Genomic DNA, 3,797 nt, shown 5'->3' on the forward strand with positions numbered 1-3,797 from the left:
GCCTGCGGCGGCCCGGCCTGCGGTCGGCCGTCGGTGTCGGGGGCCTGCCCGCCGGTGTCACGGACCTGCTCGCCGGGGTCGCGGTCCTGAGGGTCGGTGTCGCGGTCCTGCGGTCGCTCGGGATCGTCCGCCTGCGGCGCCGGCCCCGGAAGCCGCGTCCCGGCCTCCGGCGGCTGTCCGTGTTGGTGCATGGGTTCCCCGATCCCCTCGTTCCGCTCCCCAGAGATTAGCCACTGTCTTGACACCCCGTGCGGCTCCCGCCCACCATTGAACCGAACGATCGGTCGGTAGGCAGTCCGGGCAGAGGGGTTCAGCGATGACAACAGTGCTGCCGGAGCAGGGCTCCGGCACGGCTCAGCAGGTCGACACCGCGGCGCTGGAGGCGGCGTTCGACGCGGCCGTCGCAGCGGACGAGCGCATCGAGCCGCGCGACTGGATGCCGGACGCCTACCGGGCCACGCTCGTCCGGCAGATCGCCCAGCACGCGCACAGCGAGATCATCGGCATGCAGCCCGAGGCCAACTGGATCACCCGGGCTCCCTCGCTGCGCCGCAAGGCGATCCTGATGGCCAAGGTGCAGGACGAGGCCGGCCACGGGCTGTACCTCTACAGCGCCGCCGAGACGCTGGGCGTCAGCCGCGACGAGCTGCTCGACAAGCTGCACAACGGCCGCCAGAAGTACTCGTCGATCTTCAACTACCCCACGCTGACCTGGGCCGACGTCGGCGCCATCGGCTGGCTCGTGGACGGCGCGGCGATCACCAACCAGGTGCCGCTGTGCCGCTGCTCCTACGGGCCGTACGCCCGCGCGATGGTCCGCGTCTGCAAGGAGGAGTCCTTCCACCAGCGGCAGGGCTACGAGCTGCTGCACGCCCTCAGCCACGGCACCGAGGCCCAGCACGCGATGGCCCAGGACGCCGTGGACCGCTGGTGGTGGCCGTCCCTGATGATGTTCGGCCCGCCCGACGACGAGTCGGCGCACTCCGCGCAGTCCATGGAGTGGAAGATCAAGCGCCACTCCAACGACGAGCTGCGGCAGCGCTTCGTCGACATCTGCGTGCCGCAGGCCGAGTCCCTGGGGCTGACCCTGCCGGACCCGCAGCTGGTCTGGAACGAGGAACGCGGCCACCACGACTTCGGCCCGATCGACTGGAGCGAGTTCCACCGCGTGCTGAAGGGCAACGGCCCCTGCAACGAGCAGCGCATCAGCCGTCGCCGCCGCGCCCATGAGGAGGGCGCCTGGGTGCGCGAGGCAGCCGCCGCCCACGCCGCCCGGCACGCGGGAGGCACGGGCCAGGCAGGCAGCGCAGGCAGCAGGGGTCACAACGGCGGCACCGGACAGGGTGCCGCCCCGACAGGTGAGGACGCACACCGATGAGCTCCAGCAGCCCGAGCGGCGCCTGGCCGCTGTGGGAGGTCTTCGTCCGCAGCAGGCGCGGCCTGTCCCACACCCATGCCGGCAGCCTGCACGCGCCGGACGCGCAGATGGCCCTGCGCAACGCACGCGACCTCTACACCCGCCGCAGCGAGGGCGTCTCGATCTGGGTGGTGCCCTCGGACCACGTCACCGCCTCCTCGCCGGACGAGAAGGACCCGTTCTTCGAACCGTCCGCGGACAAGCCCTACCGGCACCCCACCTTCTACGAGGTCCCCGAGGGGGTGCGGAACCTGTGACCGCCACCCCAGGGACGGCACCCGCCGTCAACACCGCCGCGCTCGCCCTCGGCGACGACGCGCTAATCCTCGCCCAGCGGCTCGGCGAGTGGGCCGGCGACGCCCCCGTGCTGGAGGAGGAGGTCGCGCTCGGCAACATCGCCTTGGACCTGCTCGGCCAGGCGCGGGTCCTGCTGTCCATGGCCGACCCCGACCGCGACGAGGACCAGCTGGCCTTCCTCCGCGAGGAACGGGAGTTCCGCAACGTCCAGTTGGTGGAGCAGCCGAACGGCGACTTCGCCGCCACCATCGTCCGGCAGCTGTTCTTCTCCGCCTACCAGCACCCGCTGTACGCGCAGCTCGCCGGCACGGCCGGGCCGCTCGCCCCGCTGGCCGGCAAGGCCGTGATGGAGACCGCCTACCACCTCGACCACGCCGAGCAGTGGACGCTGCGCCTCGGCGACGGCACCCCGGAGAGCCACCGCCGCACCCAGCACGCCGTCGACACCCTGTGGCGCTACACCGGCGAGCTGTTCGAGCCCGTCGCGGGGGTGGACGTCGACCTGCCCGCGCTGCGGGCCGCCTGGACGGACCGCGTCACCGACGTGCTCCGCAGGTCCGGCCTGCGGCTGCCGGAAGGCCCGCAGGAGGCCGTGTGGGCCGCCGGAGGCGGCCGGCAGGGCGTGCACACCGAGCCGATGGGCCGGCTGCTCGCCGAGATGCAGCACCTGCACCGCAGCCACCCGGGAGCGTCCTGGTGACCCCGGCGACCCACCACCCCGGCCGTCCCGAAGCCGACGCGCCGACCACCGCGACGCCCGGAACCGCGGCGCCCGGAGCCGAGCCGTCCGAGGCCGAGCTGCACGCGGCGGCGGGCGCGGTCCCGGATCCGGAGCTGCCCGTCATCACCCTCGCCGAGCTGGGGGTGCTGCGCTCGGTACGGCGCACCGGCCCCGGCCGGGCCGAGGTCGAGCTGACCCCGACCTACACCGGCTGCCCGGCCGTCGAGACGATGGCCCACGACATCCGGCAGGCGCTGCACGCCCGCGGGGTGCCCGACGTACGGGTGCGGACCGTGCTGGCACCGGCGTGGACCACCGACGCCATCACCGCCGAGGGCCGCCGCAAGCTCGCCGAACACGGCATCGCACCACCGCGGCCCGGCGGGCCCACGGGCGGCCCGGTACCGCTCGACCTGGCGGTGCGCTGCCCGCAGTGCGGCTCCACCGACACCGTGCTGCTGAGCCGCTTCTCCTCCACCGCCTGCAAGGCGCTGCGCCGCTGCGAGACGTGCCGCGAGCCGTTCGACCACTTCAAGGAGCTCACGTGATCTTCCATCCGCTCCGGGTGGCCGCCGTCGAGCCGCTGACCGACGACGCGGTGGCCGTGACCTTCGAGGTGCCGCCGGAACTGCGCGAGACGTTCCGGCACGTCCCGGGCCAGCACATCACGCTGCGGCGGCACGGCCGGTCCGTGGCGGAGGTCCGCCGCACCTACTCGGTGTGCACACCCGCCACCGAGAACCCGGTGCTGACCGTCGGCATCCGGCACGTCGCGGACGGGGACTTCTCCACCTACGCGCTGAAGGAACTGGCGGCGGGTGACACCGTGGACGTGCTGCCGCCCGCCGGCCGCTTCGTGCTCGACCCCCGCCCCGGGCACTACGCGGCGGTGGTCGGCGGCAGCGGCATCACCCCCGTGCTGTCCATCGCCGCGACCCTGCTGGCGCGTGAGCCGGCCGCCCGCTTCTGCCTGCTCCGCAGTGACCGCACGGTCGCCTCGGCGATGTTCCTGGAGCAGACGGCCGACCTGAAGGACCGCCACCCGGACCGGTTCCAGCTCGTCCAGACCCTCTCCCGGGAGGAGCAGCACGCCGGGCTGCCCACCGGCCGTCTGGACCGCGAGCGGCTCACCTCGCTGCTCCCGGCGCTGCTGCCGGTGGACGGCATCGACGGCTGGTTCCTGTGCGGCCCCTACGGGCTGGTGCAGGCCGCGGAGCAGGCGCTCACCGGTCTCGGCGTGCCGCCCGAGCGGGTGCACCAGGAGGTCTTCCACGTGGCGGAGTCCGCCGCGACCCCGCTGTCCGGCGTGGGCGCGGGAGCGCCCGGCACGGGGGCGGACGCGGGCACGGACGTCGCGGCGAC

5 protein-coding genes and 1 pseudogene are annotated in these 3,797 nt (G+C 73.9%); 5 read left to right on the plus strand and 1 reads right to left on the minus strand.

Annotation, left to right across the window (positions count from 1 at the left end; translation table 11 throughout):
- Positions 1 to 191, minus strand: a pseudogene (locus ACYVE9_RS18655) (hypothetical protein); the annotation flags it as partial.
- A gap of 125 nt (positions 192 to 316) precedes the next feature.
- On the opposite strand from ACYVE9_RS18655, the gene paaA reads away from it, so the two are divergent.
- From paaA to ACYVE9_RS18680, 5 genes are all read left to right on the plus strand, one after another.
- Positions 317 to 1,378, plus strand: coding sequence for a 1,2-phenylacetyl-CoA epoxidase subunit PaaA (gene paaA, locus ACYVE9_RS18660; protein WP_461029022.1), 1,062 nt, complete (start codon positions 317 to 319; stop codon positions 1,376 to 1,378).
- Positions 1,375 to 1,674 carry a 1,2-phenylacetyl-CoA epoxidase subunit PaaB gene (gene paaB, locus ACYVE9_RS18665; RefSeq protein ID WP_461029023.1) on the plus strand — a complete coding sequence of 100 codons (300 nt, stop codon included), beginning with the start codon at positions 1,375 to 1,377 and terminating at the stop codon, positions 1,672 to 1,674. The genes paaA and paaB overlap by 4 nt, the downstream gene beginning before the upstream one ends.
- Positions 1,671 to 2,414 (plus strand): 1,2-phenylacetyl-CoA epoxidase subunit PaaC, encoded by a 744-nt coding sequence (gene paaC, locus ACYVE9_RS18670; RefSeq protein WP_461029024.1) that lies wholly within the window; start codon positions 1,671 to 1,673, stop codon positions 2,412 to 2,414. The genes paaB and paaC overlap by 4 nt, the downstream gene beginning before the upstream one ends.
- 98 nt (positions 2,415 to 2,512) lie before the next feature.
- The gene (gene paaD, locus ACYVE9_RS18675; RefSeq protein WP_461029026.1) at positions 2,513 to 2,983 is read left to right on the plus strand and encodes a 1,2-phenylacetyl-CoA epoxidase subunit PaaD; all 471 of its coding nucleotides are present in this window, start codon (positions 2,513 to 2,515) and stop codon (positions 2,981 to 2,983) included.
- A partial coding sequence (locus ACYVE9_RS18680) for an FAD-binding oxidoreductase (protein WP_461029025.1) occupies positions 2,983 to 3,797 on the plus strand: 815 nt, incomplete at its 3' end. The genes paaD and ACYVE9_RS18680, both read left to right, overlap by 1 nt.

The sequence above is a fragment of the Streptomyces sparsus genome (assembly GCF_054776295.1).

Bases quoted from the DNA above. Each gene is read 5' to 3' on its own strand.
- paaB (WP_461029023.1), top strand. From the start codon at position 1,375: ATGAGCTCCAGCAGCCCGAGCGGCGCCTGGCCGCTGTGGGAGGTCTTC.
- paaA (WP_461029022.1), top strand. From the start codon at position 317: ATGACAACAGTGCTGCCGGAGCAGGGCTCCGGCACGGCTCAGCAGGTC.